Raw genomic sequence first — 17752 nt, 5'->3', positions numbered from 1 at the left:
TCACGCCCTGCCCCGCGTACCGGCGCGCCTGTCCGCGCCGCCCCGATCGAGTGACATCACCGGAGAGACGCCGCATGACCCTGCGCCATGTCAAGGACAACGAGTACGTCGAGGAACACGGCGGGGACTACGAGGACTTTGAGCCGGACATGGTGATCCGGCACTGGCCGGGCCGTACCCTCTCCGAGGCCGACAACACCTGGCTGACCCTGCTGACGATGAACCAGCACCCGCTCCACTTCGACCAGCACTACGGCGCCGGCGCCGAGTACGGAAGGGTCCTGGTGAACAGCGGCATCACGCTGTGCCTGGTCGGCGGGATGACCGTGCAGGCGCTGTCGGCGCGGGCGGTGGCCAACCTGGGCTGGGACAGGGTCCGTCTGAAGAGCCCCGTCTTCGTCGGCGACACCCTCTACGCGACGAGCCGCATCCTCGACAAGCGGCTGTCCCGGTCCCGGCCGGGGCAGGGCATCATCACGGTGGAGACGACCGGCACGAAGTCGACGGGGGAGACCGTCATCGTCTTCGAGCGGTCCTTCATGGTCCGCTGCCGTGAGCTGCCCGACCCACCGACGGGCCGGGACCCCGAGGACGCGACCGCCGCCGAGGGAGGCCCGACCGCGTAGCGCACGTAACCGCCGGCCCCGAACCCGCCCCGGGCCTCTTCGGTTCCTGGGCGGCCCCCGCCCGGCCGTCCAGGAGCTGCGGCCCGCGGGCCCCGCGGCTACGCTCGGGCCATGGAAGACAGCGGAGCCGGCTCCGGGCCGCCGCCGAACGGCGCCGACGCCCAGGACTCTGCGGTACGGGCCCGGCTCGTCGCCCTGGTGGAGGAGTGGTCCGCCGCGATCGTCTCCAACGACGTGCCGCGGATCAGCGCCTTCATGGCCGACGAATGGGTCATCGTCTCCGAGTCCGGCATCACGGACCGGGACGCGTTCCTCGGCTACGTCGCCTCCGGCGACCTGACCCACTCGGCGATGCGGGCCATCAGCCCGGCGAGGGTCCGCGTCCACCGGGACACCGCCACGGTCACCGCACGGATGACGAACACGGCCCACTACGGTGGCCGCCGCTTCGACGCCGACGAATGGGTCACGGACATCTTCGTCCGGCGCGAGCGCCGCTGGCTGTGCGTGCTCACCCACATCACCTCCGCCGCCCCGACGGACCCTCCGCCCGACGCATGAGCCGGACGCCCGGCTCCGCCCACCGCGGGAAACGTCTCGGCTACCCGGCGGCGGCGGCCGTCTTCGCCATCGGCATGGCGGGCACCACGCTCCCCACCCCGCTCTACGGCCTCTACCGGGAACAGCTCGGCTTCTCCGAGCTGATGGTGACCGTGGTGTTCGCCGTCTACGCCCTCGGAGTGATCGCCACCCTGCTGCTCGCGGGGAACGTCTCCGACGAGGCGGGGCGGCGGCCGGTCCTCCTGGCCGCCCTGGGCTTCTCGGCGGCCAGCGCCCTCTGCTTCCTCTTCGAGGGCGGGCTCCCCGCCCTCTTCGCCGGACGCCTCCTCTCCGGGTTCGCCGCCGGACTTCTGAGCGGCGCGGCGACGGTCACCGTGATGGAACTGGCCCCGCCGGGGCGCGCGGCCCGGGCGGGGCTGGCCGCGACCGCCGCGAACATGGGCGGCCTGGGGTGCGGACCGCTGCTGTCCGGGCTGCTCGCCGAGTACGCCCCCTGGCCCCTGCGGCTCCCCTTCGTCGTGCACCTGGCGCTGATCGCCGTGGCCGCCGTACTGACCTGGTTCCTCCCCGAGACGGTCGCCTCCGCCCGGGTACGGGGGGTGCGGCTGCGGCCCCAGGGACTGGCCGTCCCGCCCGCGATGCGCGGTGTGTTCGCCACCTCGGCGTTGGCCGCCTTCGCCGGGTTCTCCCTGCTGGGCCTCTTCACCGCGGTCGCCCCCGCGTTCGTGGCCGAGACGCTCGACGTGCACAACCTGGCCCTGACGGGGCTCGTCGTCTTCTCCGTCTTCCTCGCCTCGACGGCCGGGCAGGCGCTCATGGGGCGGGTCGGCGAACGGCGGGCCCTGCCGGGCGGCTGCTTCGTCCTGGTCGCGGGCCTTCTCCTGGTGGGCGCCTCGTTGCTGTTCACCTCGCTTCCCCTGCTCGTCGCCGGTGCGCTGTGCGGCGGCCTCGGCCAGGGGCTCGCGTTCCGGGGCGCGGTGACGGCGATCAGCGCCGCCGCGCCGGCCGAGCACCGGGCCGCGACCGTGTCCGCCTTCTTCGTCATCGCCTACCTGGGCATCTCCCTGCCCGTGGTCGGCGTCGGCGCCCTCACGCTGGGCATCGGACTCAGGAACGCCGGACTGACCTTCGCCGGCTGTGTCCTGGCGCTCGCCCTGGGCGTCGGCCTGTACCTGGCGCGCAGGCCTCCCGCACCCCGCTGACGTACCGTGGTACACCCTGGCCGGCGTACCGGAAAACCCTTGCCGCAACCGGCGATCACGGTGCGAGACTGGCCCCGTGGACACAGCGACGCGCTTCCGGCAGACGGTCATCTCCTGGGCCGCGGGCGACGCGGACACGTCCGCGCCCGCCGAGGCCGGGGCCGCCCGTGAGCTGGCCGCAGACCTGAGCCTGCGCACCGTGGTGCTCGTCGAGGGCGTCAGCGACCGGGCGGCGGTCGAGGCCCTCGCCGAACGCCAGGGGCGCACCCTGAGCGCCGAGGGCGTCGTGGTCGTGCCGCTCGGGGGCGCCACCAGCATCACCCGCTACCTGCGCCTGCTGGGGCCCGACGGGCTCGACGCCCGGCCCGCGGGCCTGTGCGACGCGGCGGAGGAGCACTTCTTCCGCCAGGGCCTGGAGCGGACCGGCTTCGGCGCCGCCCGGACCCCCGACGATCTGGCGGCGCTGGGCTTCTTCACCTGCCACGCCGACCTGGAGGACGAGCTGATCCGGGCGCTCGGCACGGACGGCGTCCAGCAGGTCATCGACGACCGGGGAGACCTGCGCGCCTTCCGGATCTTCCAACGCCAGCCCGCCCAGCGGGAGCGGACGGTCGAGGCGCAGTTGCGGCGTTTCATGGGGACCATCGGCGGCCGCAAGGAGCACTACGCGCGAGCGCTCACGGAAGCACTGGACCTCGCACGCCTGCCGGAACCGCTGGACGGACTCCTCTCCCACATCTGACGGAGGCCGCGCAGCGCAGCCCAGGAAGCCGCGGCACAGCCGCGTCTCCCCGCGGCCCAGCCCGGGGTCCCACGGATCAGCGCGCGGCGAGACTGGAGCGGCGCACCACCAACTCCGGCTGCAGCACCACCCGCCGGTGCTCGTGCGGCACGTCCGCCGCCCCCGCCCCGGTCTCCTCCAGGAGCAGACCCGCCGCCAGCGCCCCCATCGTCGCCGCCGGCTGCCGTACGGACGTCAGCGGCACGGCCGCCGCCGCCGCGAACTCGATGTCGTCGTAGCCCACCAGCGCCAGATCGCCGGGCACGGACACCCCGGCGGCGAACAGCGACTGCAGTACGCCCAGGGCGAGCAGGTCGTTGGCGCAGAACACGGCGGTCGGACGGTCGGAGAGCCCCAGCAGCCGGGCCCCCGCGTCCCGGCCCGCCGCCACGTCGAGCCGTTCCGTGGGCAGCTCCCGCAGGGCGCCCGGGCCGAGGCCCGCCTCGGCGAGCGCGGCGAGCGCTCCCGTTCGGCGGTCCCGGACCTGGTTGAAGCCGGGGGGCCCGCTCACGTACGCCAGGGAGCGGTGCCCGGCGTCCAGCAGATGCCGCACCGCCAGCGCCCCGCCCGCCACGTCGTCGACCGACACCGAGCACTCGGTGGTGCCCTCGGCGACCCGGTCGACCAGGACGAACGGGATGTCGTGGCGCCGGAACGCCTCGATGTTGCGCCCGGTCGCGTCGGCGGGGGTCAGCAGGACGCCCCGGACCCGCTGCTCCGCGAAGAGCGCCAGATACTCCGCCTCCTCGCCGGGGCTCTGCGCGCTGTTGCAGACCATGACGCCGAGCCCCGCCTCGCGCGCGGCCCGCTCCGCCCCGCGCGCCACGTCGACGAAGAACGGGTTGCCCATGTCGAGGACGAGCAGCCCCATGATCCGGCTGCGCCCCGCCCGCAACTGCCGGGCCGACTCACTGCGGACGTAACCGAGCCGGTCGATCGCCGACAGCACGCGGGACCGGGTGTCGGGACCGACCGTGTCCGGGCGGTTGATGACGTTGGAGACCGTGCCCACGGACACTCCGGCGACCCGGGCCACGTCCTTGATCCCCACGGACTGGGCCATCAGACGGAGACCTCCACAGGAGCGAGGGACGCGGGACGAGCCCTCAGCCTATCCGCGCGCATCAGAAGTCGAAGTCGTCGATGTTGTCCTTGTCGAACACCGTCGGCTTGCCGAGACTCACCACCCCGTCCTTCCCGATCGTGTACGTGCCCAGGCCGCCCGCCTCGAAGGTCTGGCCCTCCGCGCCGGTGATCTGCCCGGACGCCAGGGCGACCGAGGCATGGCCGGCCAGCTCGCCGAGCTTCGCCGGGTCCCACAGCTCGAACGCCTCGACGGTGCCGTTCTTCACGTACGAGCGCAGGTCGTTGGGGGTGCCGAGCCCGGACAGCTTCACCTTGCCCCGGTACTTCGAGCCGGACAGGTACTGCGCCGCCGCCTTGATGCCGACCGTGGTCGGCGAGACGATCCCGGCGAGCTTCGGATGCTCCTGCAACAGCCCCTGCGTCTGCTGGAAGGACTGCTGGGCGTCGTCATTGCCGTACGCCACCTTCACCAGCTTCACGTCCTTGTACTTCGGGTCCTTGAGCTCGTCCTTCATGTAGTCGATCCACAGGTTCTGGTTCGTCGCGGTCTGGGCGGCGGACAGGATCGCGATCTCGCCCCGGTAGCCGATCTGCTCGGCGAGCAGCTGGACCTGGGTGCGGCCCAGGTCCTCGGCCCCCGCCTGCGAGACGAAGACGTTGCGGCAGTCGGTCTTGGTGTCGGAGTCGTAGGTGACGACCTTGACGCCGTTCTTCATGGCCTGCTTGAGCGCGGTGCACAGCGCACCGGGGTCCTGGGCGGACACGGCGATGGCGTCGACCTGCTGCTGGGTGAGGGTGTTGACGTAGGAGACCTGGCCCGAGGTGTCGGTGGCGCTGGTCGGGCCGACCTCCTTGAAGGTGGACCCCAGCGCCTCGACGGCCTTCTGCCCGCCCTTGTCGGCGGTGGTGAAGTAGGGGTTGTTGACCTGCTTGGGCAGGAACCCGACGGTCAGGCCCTTCTTGGTGGGCGCGTCCGGGTCCGCCTCACCGGCCGAGGCGGCCGAACCGCTCTCCTTCTTCACATCGCTCTTGGTGGTGCCCCCGCACGCCGTGACGGCGAGCGCGAGGGAGGTGACGGCCGCGAGGGCCGCACAGGCGCGGCGGATCGATGACGTACGCATGGCAGGGGTCCTTTACGGAAGAAGGGCGGGTTACGGTGCCGGGCACGTGGCTACGGAGTCGGGGCCGGGGCGGCTCGTCGCCCCGCCCTCGCGACGGAGATCTGGCGGGCGACGCGCGGGCCGAGCACGGAGACGACGAGCAGCACGCCGGTGACGACGATCTGTGACTGCGCGGAGACGTCCCCCAGACTCATCACGTTCTGCAGCGCCCCCAGCAGGAACACGCCCGCGATCGCGCCGCCGAGCGTGCCCCGGCCGCCGTCGAAGTCGATGCCGCCGAGCAACACGGCGGCGACGACCGACAGTTCGAGTCCGGTGGCGTTGTCGAACCGGGCGCTGGCGTAGTGCAGCGCCCAGAACACACCGGTGAGGGAGGCCATCAGCCCGGTCACCGTGAACAGGATCAGCTTCTGCCGCCTCACCCGTACACCCGCGAACCTGGCCGCCTCCTCGTTGGCCCCCGTCGCGAACAGGGAACGCCCGAACGGCGTGGCGTGCAGGGCGAGTACGGCGACGGCGAGGAGCGCCAGGAACGGCAGGAGGGCGTACGGGACGAACGTGTCGCCGATCCGTCCGGCGGCGAAGTCGAGGTAGGGGGAGGGGAAGTCGGTGACGGCGTCCGAGCCCAGCACGATCTGCGCGATGCCCCGGTAGGCGGCCAGCGTTCCGATGGTGACCGCCAGTGACGGCAGCCCGAGCCGGGTCACCAGCAGCCCGTTGACCAGTCCGCACGCCACGCCGAGCAGCAGACAGACGGGGATGATCGCCTCGATCGGCAGGCCCTGGTTCCACAGCGCCCCCATCACCGCCCCCGAGAGGCCGGCCGTGGACGCCACCGACAGATCGATCTCGCCGGAGACCACCAGCAGGGTCATCGGCAGCGCGATCAGCGCGATGGGCAGGGTGTTGCCGATCAGGAACGACAGGTTGAGGGCGTTGCCGAAACCGTCGACGAAGCCGAAGGACAGCAGCAGCACCACGATCAGGAGGGCGCCGACGACCGTGTCCCAGCGGACGGCGCGCGCGAGTGCGGAGTCAGCCATGACGGGCGTTCCTCTTCTTCAGTGCGGACGCTACGCGCAGGGCGACGATCCGGTCGGCGGCGATGGCGAGGATGAGCAGGAAGCCGTTGATCGCGAGCACCCACACGGAGCTGACGCCGAGCGCGGGCAGCACGCTGTTGACCGAGGTCAGCAGCAGCGCCCCGAGCGCGGCGCCGTACACCGTGCCGGAGCCGCCGGTGAAGACCACGCCGCCGACCACGACCGCGCTGACGACGGTGAGTTCGTAGCCGCTGCCGGTGCCCGAGTCGACGTTCCCGAAGCGCGCCAGGTACAGCGCGCCGGCGAGACCGGCCAGCGCACCGCAGAAGGTGTAGGCGAGCAGGATCCGCCGGCGGACGGGGATCCCCGCCAGCCGGGCGGCCTCCGGGTCGGAGCCCAGCGCGTACAGCTCGCGCCCGCTGCCGAAGTGCTTGAGGTAGTACGCCGTCGACGCCAGCAGGACCAGCGCGATCATCGCGAGCCAGGGCACGGCCGAGATCCCGCCGGAGCCGAAGTCCACGAAGCCGCCCGGCAGATCGGCCGCCGTGATCTGTCGTGAGCCGACCCAGATCGAGTCGATGCCCCGGATGATGTAGAGGGTCCCGAGCGTGACGACCAGGGCGGGCACCTGGCCGAGGCTGACGAGCAGCCCGTTCAGCAGACCGAAGCCGACACCCAGCAGGACGGCCAGGACCACGGCCGCCACCGGGTGTCCGCCGCCCTGGAGATGCGTCCCGGCGGCGAAGGCGCTGATGCCGAGCGTCGAGCCCACGGACAGGTCGACGTTGCGGGTGATGACCACCAGAGACTGGCCGGTGGCGACCAGCACCAGGATCGTCGCGTTGAGCAGCAGGTCCTTGATGCCCTGCTCGGAGAGGAACGCGCTGTTGCCGAGCTGGGTGAGCGCGATCATCACCAACAGCACGAGCAGGATGGCCAGTTCCCGCATCCTGATGACGCGGTCCACGAGCCGGGTGCTGCTGGAGGCGGGGATCGGCGCGACGGGCGCCGGTTCGGTCGTCGTCACCGTCATGCGGCGGCCCTCCCGGTGGCAGCGGCCATCACGGTCTCCTCGGTGGCGTCGGAGCGGGGGATCTCTGCGGTCAGGCGGCCCTCGTGCATCACCAGCACCCGGTCGGCCATGCCGAGGATCTCGGGCAGATCGGAGGAGATCATCAGCACCGCCACCCCGTCGGCCGCCAACGCGCTCAGCAGCCGGTGCACCTCCGCCTTGGTGCCGACGTCGATGCCGCGCGTCGGCTCGTCGACGATCAGCACGGCGGGTTCGGTGGCGAGCCACTTCGCCAGGACCACCTTCTGCTGGTTGCCGCCGGACAGGGTGGACACGGCATCGGCGATCCGCGCGTACTTCACCTGGAGCCTGACCGCCCAGTCGAGCGACCGGCTGCGCTCGGCGCCCCGGTCCATCAGCCCCGCCTTCCTGGTGACGCGCAGACCGGTGAGCCCGATGTTCCGCTCGATGGACATGCCCATCACCAGGCCCTGGGCGCGCCGGTCCTCGGGGACCAGGGCGAGGCCGGCGGCCATGGCGGTGGACGGGGCGCCGTTGACCAGCGCCCGCCCGGCCACCTCGACCTCGCCGGCGTCCCACCGGTCGATGCCGAAGACCGCCCGTGCCACTTCCGTGCGCCCGGCGCCGACCAGCCCCGCCATGCCGACGATCTCGCCGCGGCGCACATCGAAGGAGACGTCGGTGAACACGCCCTCGCGGGTGAGCCGCCGGACGCTGAGCGCGACCGCGCCCGCCTCCACCTCCTGCTTCGGATAGAGCTCGTCCAGGTCCCGGCCGACCATCCGGCGGACGAGGTCCTCCTCCGCCATGCCTGCCAGCGGTTCACTGGCGATCAGCGCACCGTCCCGCAGGGTGGTGACGCGTTCGCAGATACGGAAGATCTCCTCCAGCCGGTGCGAGATGAACAGCACGGCGGCCCCCTGCTCGCGCAGCGCGCGGACCACACCGAAGAGCCGTGCCACCTCACTGCCGGTCAGGGCGGCCGTCGGCTCGTCCATGATCAGGACGCGGGCGTCGAAGGAGAGGGCCTTGGCGATCTCGACGATCTGCTGGTCCGCGATCGACAGGCCGCGCGCCGGACGGTCGGGGTCGAGCTCGACCCCGAGCCGGTGCATCAGGGCGGCTGTGGCGGTCCGGGTGGCCCGGTGGTCGATCCGGCGGTACGACCGCTTGGGCTGACGGCCCATGAAGATGTTCTCGGCGATCGACAGGTCGGGGAAGAGCGTGGGTTCCTGGTAGATGACGGCGATTCCGGCGTCACGGGCGTCGGCGGGGCCGTGGAAGGTGGCCGGCTCGCCGTCCAGCAGAAGCTGACCGGCGTCGGGCCGGTGGACTCCGGCGAACGTCTTGATCAGGGTCGACTTGCCCGCGCCGTTCTCCCCGGCGAGGGCGTGGACCTCGCCGGGGAACAGGTCGAGGGACACGTCCCGCAGGGCTCGCACGGCGCCGAAGGACTTGGAGACGTCCCTCAGGGCCAGTACGGGGGCCGGATCCTTGGCGGACCGGTGGGTCATCGGTGGCTCCTCAACGATGCGGAGGGCGTCCTCGCGGCATCGTGAAAGGTTTCAAATGAGTTGCCGGGACGTTAGGCAGGTCCCTGGGGGTGCGTCAATGGGGGTGAACGAGAATTCTCAAGTGCCCCTTGCATTCACAGGGTTCTGGTGGGGTCGGGTCGCCGGAAGGGTTGACAGCCCTTGAGGGTGCTCCTACCTTCAAGCCGCGTGAATCGTTTCAGATTCATTCGCGTTCACACCGACGTCACAGGAGCGACGAAGTGACCGAGCCCGCCACGGTGAAGGCCGCCCTCATCTCCCAGGCCATCGAGACCCCCTCATGGGCGTACGGGAACTCGGGGACCCGCTTCAAGGTCTTCGCCCGGCCCGGCGTGCCCCGCACCCCCGAGGAGAAGCTGGACGACGCGGCGAAGGTGCACGAGTTCACCGGAGCCGCGCCCACCGTGGCCCTCCATATTCCCTGGGACACCGTCGACGACTACGCGGCGCTCGCCGGGCACGCCCGCGACCGGGGCCTCACCCTCGGGACCGTCAACGCCAACACCTTCCAGGACGACGACTTCCGCCTCGGCAGCGTCTGCCACCCGGACGCCGCCGTACGCAGCAAGGCGCTGGACCACCTCATGGCGTGCGTCGACATCATGGACGCGACGGGATCCCGGGACCTCAAGCTGTGGTTCGCGGACGGCACGAACTACCCCGGTCAGGACGACATCCGCGAGCGCCAGGACCGGCTCGCCGAGGCGCTGGCCGCCGTGTACGAACGGCTCGGCGACGACCAGCGGATGCTCCTGGAGTACAAGCTGTTCGAGCCCGCCTTCTACACGACCGACGTCCCGGACTGGGGGACCGCCTACGCCCACTGCCTCAAGCTCGGGCCCCGGGCACAGGTCGTCGTGGACACCGGGCACCACGCACCCGGCACCAACATCGAGTTCATCGTCGCGACCCTGCTGCGCGAAGGCCGGCTCGGGGCCTTCGACTTCAACTCCCGGTTCTACGCCGACGACGACCTGATGGTGGGCGCGGCCGACCCCTTCCAGCTCTTCCGCATCATGTACGAGGTCGTCCGCGGCGGCGGACTCACCGCGGACGTCGCCTTCATGCTCGACCAGTGCCACAACATCGAGGAGAAGATCCCCGCGATCATCCGCTCGGTGATGAACGTCCAGGAGGCCACGGCCAAGGCCCTCCTCGTCGACCGGGAGGCCCTGGCCACCGCCCAGCGCACCGGCGACGTCCTGGAGGCCAACGCCGCGCTCATGGACGCCTACAACACCGACGTACGTCCCCTGCTCGTCGAGGTCCGCGAGGAACAGGGCCTCGACGGCGACCCGATGGCCGCCTACCGGCGCTCCGGCTGGGCGACGAAGACCGCCGAGGAGCGGATCGGCGGACAGCAGGCGGGCTGGGGGGCGTAGGCCTCCGCCCCGGCCTCCTCGTACCGCTGCCGTACGGCACCCCCATGCTGTCGCCGCACACCGGCCTCGCGTCGCCGCCGTACACCCGGCCCCGTCCGAACCGCCCGCACGCCCCGAACCGCCTCTCCGCCGCCCCTTCGCGAAGGACACCGAGGAACCCATGGCACTCCACCCCGAAGCCGCAGCGCTCCTGGCCCGCTCCCACCGGCTCGGCTCCGACCCGCGCAACACGAACTACGCGGGCGGCAACGCCTCCGCCAAGGGCGCCGCGCCCGACCCGGTCACCGGCGACGACGTCGAACTGATGTGGGTCAAGGGCTCCGGCGGCGATCTCGGCACCCTCACCGCGGAAGGGCTCGCCGTGCTCCGCCTCGACCGGCTGCGCGCACTGCGGAGCGTCTACGCGGGCGTGGAGCGCGAGGACGAGATGGTCGCCGCGTTCGACTACTGCCTGCACGGCAAGGGCGGCGCGGCCCCGTCCATCGACACCGCCATGCACGGACTCGTCGACGCCCCGCACGTCGACCACCTGCACCCGGACTCCGGGATCGCGCTCGCCTGCGCCGCCGACGGCGAGAAGCTGACCGCCGACTGCTTCGGTGCGAAGGTCGCCTGGGTTCCCTGGCGACGCCCCGGATTCCAGCTCGGCCTGGACATCGCCGCGGTCAAGGACGCGAACCCGGAAGCCATCGGCTGCGTCCTCGGGGGCCACGGCATCACCGCCTGGGGCGAGACATCCCAGGAGTGCGAGGACAACGCGCTCCACATCATCCGCACCGCCGAGGCGTTCCTGGCCGAGCGGGGAAGGCCCGAACCGTTCGGACCGGTCCTCGACGGGTACGAGCCGCTGCCCCGGGCCGAACGCCGCGCCCGGGCCGCGGCCCTCGCCCCGCACCTGCGCGCCCTCGCCTCCAAGGACCGCCCCCAGGTCGGGCACTTCGACGACTCCGGCGCCGTCCTGGACTTCCTCGCCCGCACCGAGCACCCGAGGCTCGCGGCCCTGGGCACCTCCTGCCCGGACCACTTCCTCCGGACGAAGGTCAGGCCCCTGGTCCTCGACCTGCCGCCGACCGCCGAAGCGGCTCTCGCCGTCGAGCGCCTGGGCCGGCTGCACGCCGCCTACCGGGAGGAGTACGCCGCCTACTACGCCCGCCACGCGGAGCCCGGATCGCCCCCGATGCGGGGCGCGGACCCGGCGATCGTGCTGATCCCCGGCGTGGGCATGTTCAGCTTCGGCAAGGACAAGCAGACCGCCCGCGTGGCGGGGGAGTTCTACCTCAACGCGATCAACGTGATGCGCGGCGCGGAAGCTGTCTCCTCCTACGCGCCGATCGAGGAGTCGGAGAAGTTCCGCATCGAGTACTGGGCCCTGGAGGAGGCCAAACTCCGGCGGATGCCGCGGCCGAAGCCGCTCGCCACCCGCGTCGCCCTGGTGACCGGCGCGGGCAGCGGCATCGGCAGGGCCATCGCCCGCCGCCTCGTCGCGGAGGGCGCCTGCGCGGTCGTCGCGGACCTGGACGCGAAGAGCGGGGCCGCCGTCGCCGAGGAACTGGGCGGCCCGGACCGGGCGGTGGCCGTCACGGTCGACGTCACCAGCGAGGAGCAGGTCGCGGCCGCCTTCGACGCGGCGGCGCTCGCCTTCGGCGGCGTCGACCTGGTGGTGAACAACGCGGGCATCTCCATCTCCAAGCCGCTGGAGGAGACGACGGTCCGGGACTGGGACCTCCAGCACGCCGTCATGGCCCGGGGCTCCTTCCTCGTCTCCCGGGAGGCGGCCCGCGTCATGCGAGCCCAGGGTTTCGGTGGCGACCTCGTGTACATCGCCTCGAAGAACGCCGTCTTCGCCGGCCCCAACAACGTCGCCTACTCCGCCGCCAAGGCCGACCAGGCCCACCAAGTGAGGCTCTTGGCAGCGGAATTGGGAGACGACGGCATCCGGGTCAACGGGGTCAACCCGGACGGAGTCGTGCGCGGCTCCGGTATCTTCGCCGGCGGCTGGGGGGCGCAGCGCGCGGCGACGTACGGCATCGAGGAGGAGAAGCTCGGCGAGTTCTACGCCCGGCGCACCCTCCTCAAGCGCGAAGTGCTGCCCGAACACGTCGCCAACGCCGTCTTCGCCCTCACCGGCGGCGACCTCACCCACACCACCGGCCTCCACATCCCCGTCGACGCCGGGGTCGCCGGGGCCTTCCTGCGATGAGCGCCGCCCGCACGCGGATCCTCGCCGCGGCCGACCTGGGAGCCTCCAGCGGCCGGGTCATGGTCGGCCGCGTCGGTCCCGACACCCTGGACCTCACCGAGGTCCACCGCTTCCCCAACCGGCCCGTGCACCTTCCGGAGGGCCTGCGCTGGGACATCCTCGGCCTCCACCGGGGGGTGCTCGACGGACTGCGCGCGGCCGGCCCGGTCGACTCCCTGGGCATCGACAGCTGGGCGGTGGACTACGGGCTGCTCGGCGCCGACGGGTCCCTCCTCGGCAACCCCGTCCACTACCGCGACCTTCGCACCGAAGGGGTCCCGGAGCAGGTGTGGGCCACGGTCCCGCCCGAGACCCTCTACCGGGCGACCGGCATCCAGCACGCCCCGTTCAACACGCTCTACCAACTCGCGGCCGCCCGCGACACCCCCCAACTCGCCGCCGCGAAAAGGCTCCTGCTGATCCCGGACCTGATCTCCTACTGGCTCACGGGGGAGCAGGGCACCGAGCTGACCAACGCCTCCACCACCCAGCTCGTCGACCCGCACACCGGCGACTGGAACCGGTGCCTGGCCGGCCGCCTCGGTATCGACCTCGCTCTCTTCGCCCCGCTGCGCCGCCCCGGCGACCCGGCCGGCTCGACACTGCCCCTGGTCCAGGAACTGACCGGGCTGCCCCGCCCCGTACCCGTGACGACCGTCGGATCGCACGACACCGCGTCCGCCGTCGCCGCCGTCCCCGCCGGGCGGGGCGAGCGCTTCGCCTACCTCTGCACCGGGACCTGGTCCCTCGCCGGTCTCGAACTCGGCGCCCCGGTCACCAGCGAGGAGAGCCGGGCCGCGAACTTCACCAACGAACTGGGCGTCGACGGCACCGTCCGCTTCCTGCGCAACATCATGGGCCTGTGGCTCCTCCAGGAGTGCATGCGGACCTGGCGCCGGGACGACATCACCCCGCTGCTCGCCGAGGCCGCCCGCGCTCCCGCGCTGCGGTACGTCGTGGACGCCGCCGCGCCGGAGTTCCTGGCCGCCGGTGACATGCCCCGACGCATCGCTGCCGCCTGCCGGTCCACCGGCGGTCCGGAGCCCCGCACCCCGGGCGAGACCACGCGCTGCGTCCTCGACTCGCTGGCCCTCGCCCACCGGCGCGCGATCCACGAGGCGCAGCGCCTGGCCGGCCGCGCGGTCGACGTCGTGCACATCGTCGGCGGCGGGGCGCGCAACGAGCTGCTCTGCCAACTGACCGCGGACGCCTGCGGACTGCCGGTCGTGGCAGGCCCGTCGGAGGCGGCCGCGCTCGGCAACATCCTTGTCCAGGCGCGCGCCCACGGCCTGCCCGGCGACCTCGCCACGACCCGTCGACTCCTCGCCCGTACCCAGCCCCTGACCCGCTACGAACCGGCCGGCGACCCGTCGGCCTGGGACGCGGCGGCACGGCGGATCGAGGGGGCGAACCGCCCCCTCACCGCCACACCATGAGGCAACTCCCCCCATCCCCTCGCCGAATCGGAGCCGAGTGTGATCAGCAGACGACGACTGCTCAGCACGTCCGCCACCGTCCTGGGAACCACCCTCATCGCCGGAGCCATACCCCCCGCGCAGGCCGCCGAGCGCGGCGCGAGCGGGACCAAGTCGCTCCGCGTGGGCGGCTCCACCGCCGAATACGTGAAGGACCCGCTCGGCATCGGCAGCGCCCGCCCGCGCCTCGGCTGGCCGCTGTCCGCCACCGCGCCCGGACGCGGCCAGAGCGCGTACCAGATCCGCGTCGCCCTCAGCGAACGCGCTCTGGAACGCCCCGACGTCTGGGACAGCGGCAAGGTCGACTCCCCGGATTCGGCCCAGGTGACCTACGGCGGACCGGAGTTGCTCTCCCGCACCCGCTATCACTGGACCGTGCGCGTCTGGGACGACGAGGGCCGCGTCTCCGCCTGGTCCGAGCCCGCGTGGTGGGAGACCGGCCTCAACGAGGCGTCGGACTGGTCGGCGCGCTGGATCGGGGCCCCGGCCTCCCTCGTCGGCGCGCCCGCCCTGGAGACGGCGTCCTGGATCTGGTTCCCGGAGGGCGACCCGGCGAGCAGCGCCCCGGCCGCGACCCGCTGGTTCCGGGGCGTGTTCGACGTACCCGAAGGCGTGACCCGGGCCCGGCTCGTCCTCACCGCCGACGATGGATACGCCGCCCACCTGGACGGTGCGGAGGTGGCGCGCGCCGAACCGGACGAGGTCGCCAGGGCCTGGAGCCGCCCCTCGGTCACCGACGTCACCGAACGGCTCACCCCCGGCCGTCACGTCCTCGCCGTCGCGGCGACCAACGAGGTCACCGGCCCCGCGGGCCTGCTCGGGGCCCTGGAACTGACCTCCGCCGACGGTGTACGCACCATCGCCACCGGCAGCGATTGGAAGGCCGTCAACGCCGAACCCGGCGCTGATTGGCAGCAGTTGGACTACGACGACGGTACCTGGCCGGCCGCGAAGGTCCTCGCCCCGTGGGGATCGGGCCCCTGGGGGAAGGTCACTCCCGCCCACGCGCCCGTCGCCCAGCTGCGCCACGAGTTCCGGCTGCGCCGCAAGCCCGTCGAGCGGGCCCGGCTGTACTCCACGGCCCTCGGCCTGTACGAGGCCCACCTCAACGGCGAGCGCGTCGGCACGGACCGCCTCGCACCCGGCTGGACGGACTACGCCAAACGAATCCAGTACCAGACCCACGACGTCACCGAGTTGCTCACCTCCGGGGCCAACACCCTCGGCGTGGAGCTGGCGACGGGCTGGTACGCGGGCAACGTCGGTATGTTCGGCCCGCACCAGTACGGCGAACACCCAGCCTTCCTCGGCCAGTTGGAGGTCACCTACCGGGACGGGACGACCGAGCGGGTGCTGTCCGGCACCGACTGGCGGGCCGCCACCGGGCCCATCGCCCTGGCCGACCTCCTCACCGGCGAGAACTACGACGCCCGCCGCGAGACCGACGGCTGGACGCGCCCCGGCTTCGACGACACGGCCTGGGAACGGGCCGTGCCCACCCAGGAGGAGGTCACCGCCGAACTGGTCGCGGAGCCCGACGGCCCCTGCCGCGTCATCCAGGAGCTGAAGGCCGAGAAGATCACCGAGCCACGGCCCGGGGTCTTCGTCTTCGACCTCGGCCAGAACATGGTCGGCACCGCCCGCCTGCGCGTCACCGGCCGCGCAGGCACCACCGTGCGCCTGCGCCACGCGGAGGTGCTGAACCCCGACGGCACCGTCTACACCACCAACCTGCGCACCGCCGCCGCGACCGACCACTACACCCTCAAGGGCGGCGGCCGGGAGACGTACGAGCCCCGCTTCACCTTCCACGGCTTCCGCTACGTCGAGGTGACCGGCTACCCCGGCAGGCCGCCGCTCGACGCCGTCGTCGGGCGGGTGATCCACACCGACGCGCCCCTCACCATGGAGTTCGAGACCGACGTCCCGCTGCTCAACCAGCTCCACAGCAACATCACCTGGGGCCTGCGCGGGAACTTCCTCTCCATCCCCACCGACACCCCGGCCCGCGACGAACGCCTGGGCTGGACCGGCGACATCAACGTCTTCGCGCCCACCGCCGCGTACACGATGGAGTCCGCGCGCTTCCTCGGGAAATGGCTGAGCGACCTCCAGGACGACCAGACCGCCGACGGAGCCTTCACCGATGTCGCACCCCACGTCGAGGGCCTCGGCGCGGGCTCGGCCGGCTGGGGCGACGCGGGCGTCACCGTGCCCTGGGCCCTCCACCAGGCCTACGGCGACACCCGGGCGCTGGAGCGGGCCTGGCCCTCGATGCTGAGGTGGCTCGACTACCTGGACGCCCACAGCAGCGGGCGGCTGCGGCCGGCCACCGGGTACGGCGACTGGCTCAACATCGCCGACGACACCCCCAAGGACGTCATCGCCACCGCCTACTACGCCCACAGCGCCGACCTCGTCGCCCGCACCGCCGAGGTCCTGGGCAAGGACCCGGCCCCGTACACCGCACTGTTCGCGGAGATCCGCGAGGCCTTCCGCGCCGCCTACGTCACCGGCGGCGGCCGGGTGAAGGGCGACACCCAGACCGCCTACGTCCTCGCCCTCTCCATGGACCTCCTGAGCGCGGCGGAACGCGTCACCGCGGCCGACCGCCTCGTCGCCCTGATCGAGGCGAAGGACTGGCACCTGTCCACGGGCTTCCTCGGCACCCCGCGCCTGCTCCCCGTCCTCACCGACACCGGGCACACGGACGTCGCCTACCGCCTGCTGCTCCAGCGGACCTTCCCGAGCTGGGGCTACCAGATCGACCGCGGAGCCACCACCATGTGGGAGCGCTGGGACTCCATCAAGCCGGACGGAAGCTTCCAGGACGCCGGGATGAACTCCTTCAACCACTACGCGTACGGCTCCGTGGGGGAGTGGATGTACGCCCACATCACCGGCATCGCCCCCGCCGAGCCAGGCTTCCGCAAGGTCACCGTGCGGCCCCGCCCCGGCGGCGGCATCACCCGCGCCCGGGGCCGGTTCGCCTCCCTCCACGGCCCCGTCACCACCGACTGGAAGACGGAGAAGGGCCGCTTCCGGCTGACCGTGACCCTCCCCGTCAACACCACCGCCGACGTGTGGATCCAGGCCGGCCGGGCCGAGGACGTCACCCACACCGGAGCACGCTTCCTGCGGATGGAGGACGGCTGCGCGGTCTTCGCCGTCGGCTCGGGAACGCACCGCTTCGCGGTCTGAACGACCTCCGGACAAGAGACGTACGCCGTACCCGCGAACGCGCACCACTCGCGGGTACGGCTGTACGCCCCTGCCGTCCCGCGACCGCCTCAGCGGCGGTCCACATCCTCCGCCAGGTCGCCGAGTTCACGCCCTCCTCCTCGGTGAGGTGCCCCACCTCCCGGGATCGGCGCCGCCACATCGGCCCCTCGGGGGAGGTCCGGCGGTCCGGGCCCGGGGCTCACCCTCGGGTCAGTGCGGCCCCGGCACGGTGACCCGATGTCCCGTACGGGCCGATGGTGCGGCGGCGGGTGTCATACCCAGGTCTGACGCCGGAGTCCAGGCCCTGGTCCGATGCCTCGGACGGGCGGCCAGGACAAGGTCGGGGGTATGACTCTCCAGCCGCCGTCCACCGCCCCCGACCCCCCGCCTGCCGCCTCGTCCGCGCCCGCGGCAGCCACGTCCGATGC

At 72.4% G+C, this 17752-nt stretch carries 13 protein-coding genes; 8 read left to right on the top strand and 5 right to left on the bottom strand.

Annotated elements, in window-relative coordinates; translation table 11 throughout:
* Positions 1-74: 74 nt before the first annotated feature.
* The 4 genes from HET64_RS15845 (at position 75) to HET64_RS15830 (ending at position 3131) form a co-directional block, all read left to right on the top strand.
* Positions 75-626, top strand: a complete 552-nt coding sequence (locus HET64_RS15845; protein WP_215106048.1) for a MaoC family dehydratase — start codon at positions 75-77, stop codon at positions 624-626.
* 111 nt (positions 627-737) lie between these two features.
* Positions 738-1187 carry a nuclear transport factor 2 family protein gene (locus HET64_RS15840; protein WP_215106046.1) on the top strand — a complete coding sequence of 150 codons (450 nt, stop codon included), beginning with the start codon at positions 738-740 and terminating at the stop codon, positions 1185-1187.
* Entirely contained in the window at positions 1184-2389 is a 1206-nt protein-coding gene (locus HET64_RS15835) for an MFS transporter (protein ID WP_215106045.1), read from the top strand. The genes HET64_RS15840 and HET64_RS15835 overlap by 4 nt, the downstream gene beginning before the upstream one ends.
* Positions 2390-2465: 76 nt before the next feature.
* Positions 2466-3131: an ATP-dependent endonuclease gene (locus HET64_RS15830; protein WP_215106043.1), complete on the top strand. Its 666-nt coding sequence runs from the start codon at positions 2466-2468 to the stop codon at positions 3129-3131.
* 76 nt (positions 3132-3207) lie between these two features.
* Here HET64_RS15830 and HET64_RS15825 read toward each other — a convergent pair whose 3' ends face one another.
* From HET64_RS15825 to HET64_RS15805, 5 genes are all read right to left on the bottom strand, one after another.
* Positions 3208-4233, bottom strand: coding sequence for a LacI family DNA-binding transcriptional regulator (locus tag HET64_RS15825; RefSeq protein WP_215106041.1), 1026 nt, complete (start codon positions 4231-4233; stop codon positions 3208-3210).
* A 61-nt stretch (positions 4234-4294) separates the two neighbouring features.
* Positions 4295-5377: a rhamnose ABC transporter substrate-binding protein gene (gene rhaS, locus HET64_RS15820; RefSeq protein WP_215106039.1), complete on the bottom strand. Its 1083-nt coding sequence runs from the start codon at positions 5375-5377 to the stop codon at positions 4295-4297.
* A 50-nt stretch (positions 5378-5427) separates the two neighbouring features.
* Complete coding sequence (locus tag HET64_RS15815; RefSeq protein WP_215106037.1) at positions 5428-6420, bottom strand: ABC transporter permease; 993 nt, start codon at positions 6418-6420, stop codon at positions 5428-5430.
* Positions 6413-7453, bottom strand: a complete 1041-nt coding sequence (locus tag HET64_RS15810) for an ABC transporter permease (protein WP_215106035.1) — start codon at positions 7451-7453, stop codon at positions 6413-6415. The genes HET64_RS15815 and HET64_RS15810 overlap by 8 nt, the downstream gene beginning before the upstream one ends.
* Positions 7450-8967 (bottom strand): sugar ABC transporter ATP-binding protein, encoded by a 1518-nt coding sequence (locus tag HET64_RS15805; RefSeq protein ID WP_215106033.1) that lies wholly within the window; start codon positions 8965-8967, stop codon positions 7450-7452. Before HET64_RS15805 ends, HET64_RS15810 begins: the two co-directional genes overlap by 4 nt.
* Positions 8968-9227: 260 nt before the next feature.
* On the opposite strand from HET64_RS15805, the gene rhaI reads away from it, so the two are divergent.
* From rhaI to HET64_RS15785, 4 genes are all read left to right on the top strand, one after another.
* Positions 9228-10388, top strand: a complete 1161-nt coding sequence (rhaI, locus tag HET64_RS15800) for an L-rhamnose isomerase (RefSeq protein WP_215106031.1) — start codon at positions 9228-9230, stop codon at positions 10386-10388.
* A 160-nt stretch (positions 10389-10548) separates the two neighbouring features.
* The gene (locus HET64_RS15795; RefSeq protein ID WP_215106029.1) at positions 10549-12588 is read left to right on the top strand and encodes a bifunctional aldolase/short-chain dehydrogenase; all 2040 of its coding nucleotides are present in this window, start codon (positions 10549-10551) and stop codon (positions 12586-12588) included.
* Positions 12585-14063 (top strand): rhamnulokinase family protein, encoded by a 1479-nt coding sequence (locus tag HET64_RS15790; RefSeq protein ID WP_215106027.1) that lies wholly within the window; start codon positions 12585-12587, stop codon positions 14061-14063. The genes HET64_RS15795 and HET64_RS15790 overlap by 4 nt, the downstream gene beginning before the upstream one ends.
* 39 nt (positions 14064-14102) lie before the next feature.
* Complete coding sequence (locus HET64_RS15785) at positions 14103-17303, top strand: alpha-L-rhamnosidase (RefSeq protein WP_215106025.1); 3201 nt, start codon at positions 14103-14105, stop codon at positions 17301-17303.
* Positions 17304-17752: the final 449 nt, after the last annotated feature.

The organism is Streptomyces sp. McG3 (genome assembly GCF_018619185.1).
GTDB lineage: Bacteria > Actinomycetota > Actinomycetes > Streptomycetales > Streptomycetaceae > Streptomyces.
Note: the sequence above shows the minus strand (reverse complement) of the source record. Positions and strands in the feature narration are given on the sequence as shown.

Coding starts and splice junctions, on each gene's coding strand:
- HET64_RS15845 (WP_215106048.1), top strand. CDS start 75: ATGACCCTGCGCCATGTCAAGGACAACGAGTACGTCGAGGAACACGGC.
- HET64_RS15840 (WP_215106046.1), top strand. CDS start 738: ATGGAAGACAGCGGAGCCGGCTCCGGGCCGCCGCCGAACGGCGCCGAC.
- HET64_RS15835 (WP_215106045.1), top strand. CDS start 1,184: ATGAGCCGGACGCCCGGCTCCGCCCACCGCGGGAAACGTCTCGGCTAC.
- HET64_RS15825 (WP_215106041.1), bottom strand. CDS start 4,233: ATGGCCCAGTCCGTGGGGATCAAGGACGTGGCCCGGGTCGCCGGAGTG.
- rhaS (WP_215106039.1), bottom strand. CDS start 5,377: ATGCGTACGTCATCGATCCGCCGCGCCTGTGCGGCCCTCGCGGCCGTC.
- HET64_RS15815 (WP_215106037.1), bottom strand. CDS start 6,420: ATGGCTGACTCCGCACTCGCGCGCGCCGTCCGCTGGGACACGGTCGTC.
- HET64_RS15810 (WP_215106035.1), bottom strand. CDS start 7,453: ATGACGGTGACGACGACCGAACCGGCGCCCGTCGCGCCGATCCCCGCC.
- HET64_RS15805 (WP_215106033.1), bottom strand. CDS start 8,967: ATGACCCACCGGTCCGCCAAGGATCCGGCCCCCGTACTGGCCCTGAGG.
- HET64_RS15795 (WP_215106029.1), top strand. CDS start 10,549: ATGGCACTCCACCCCGAAGCCGCAGCGCTCCTGGCCCGCTCCCACCGG.
- HET64_RS15790 (WP_215106027.1), top strand. CDS start 12,585: ATGAGCGCCGCCCGCACGCGGATCCTCGCCGCGGCCGACCTGGGAGCC.